Raw genomic sequence first — 1,078 nt, forward strand, 5'->3', positions numbered from 1 at the left:
TCACTGACTACCGCTCCTAAACTGGTCATGACTGCAAATTGCTGGTGGGCGCTGAGAGGCTCGAACTCCCGACCTAAGCCTTGTAAGGGCTCCGCTCTACCAACTGAGCTAAGCGCCCCGGCAAACTTGACAGTCTCGTTGCTGGCTTTTACTTACCGCTGCAACGAAAGAACATTATTTTATAGCATCTTTTAAAGCTTTGCCAGCTTTAAATTTAGGAACTTTCGAGGCCTTGATCTTGATAGCGGCTCCCGTCTGCGGATTACGTCCCGCGCGCGCGGCACGCTTGCCCACGGCGAAGGTGCCGAAGCCCACCAGGGTCACCGTGCCATTCTTCTTCAACGTGGTCGTCACTGCACCGATGAATGCGTCTACTGCACGTCCCGCCGCTGCCTTGGAAATATCCGCCGCACCGGCAATGTGTTCAACCAGTTCGCCTTTATTCACTTACGCCCCTTGAATGAGTATTTGCTTGGTTTTTGATATCAAGCGACAGCGCCCGGACTCGGCCACGTGACACCGTGATAGAGCCTTCCTCACCATCACTTGCCCGGCGGAAAAAATTCCGCAGCGGCTATTAAACAGGCCGCCTGTCGGCGGTGTCAAGCCGCGTGGCACACTTGCGGCGATTTTCAGTGAAGCTTTCTGCGTCATTCTCACAGCCTGAAATACGAAGCTGCGAGCCATAAAAAAAGCGCCTCTTGCGAGGCGCTTTTCAACGCTTGGATTCGGATTAGACCAGCCGGATCAGTGCTTCACCACCGGATCGGTCGCACCTTCCTTGGGTGCCACTGCAGCCTCGACGATGGCTTCGTCTTCGCTCAGCGGGACCGGTTGGCGCTCCAGGGCGACTTCCAGGACCTTGTCGATCCAGCGCACCGGGATGATTTCCAGCTTGTTCTTGACGTTGTCCGGAATCTCGGCCAGATCCTTCACATTCTGCTCAGGAATCAACACGGTCTTGATGCCGCCGCGATGCGCCGCCAACAGCTTTTTCCTTCAGACCGCCGATGGGCAGCACTTCGCCGCGCAGCGTGATCTCACCGGTCATCGCCACATCAGCACGCACCGGAATGCC

Annotated in this window: 1 protein-coding gene, 1 tRNA gene and 1 pseudogene; all 3 read right to left on the reverse strand. The window is 56.3% G+C overall.

The window, feature by feature from the left end; translation table 11 throughout:
- Window positions 1-42 precede the first annotated feature (42 nt).
- A tRNA-Val gene (locus tag I5W_RS09595) sits at window positions 43-118 on the reverse strand.
- Between the two features lie 56 nt (window positions 119-174).
- Window positions 175-447: an HU family DNA-binding protein gene (locus tag I5W_RS09600; protein WP_017450395.1), complete on the reverse strand. Its 273-nt coding sequence runs from the start codon at window positions 445-447 to the stop codon at window positions 175-177.
- 300 nt (window positions 448-747) lie between these two features.
- A pseudogene (locus tag I5W_RS09605) lies at window positions 748-1,051 on the reverse strand (S16 family serine protease).
- Window positions 1,052-1,078 lie beyond the last annotated feature (27 nt).

This window comes from Herbaspirillum sp. B65, from assembly GCF_000333555.1.
Classification (GTDB): domain Bacteria; phylum Pseudomonadota; class Gammaproteobacteria; order Burkholderiales; family Burkholderiaceae_D; genus Herbaspirillum; species Herbaspirillum rubrisubalbicans.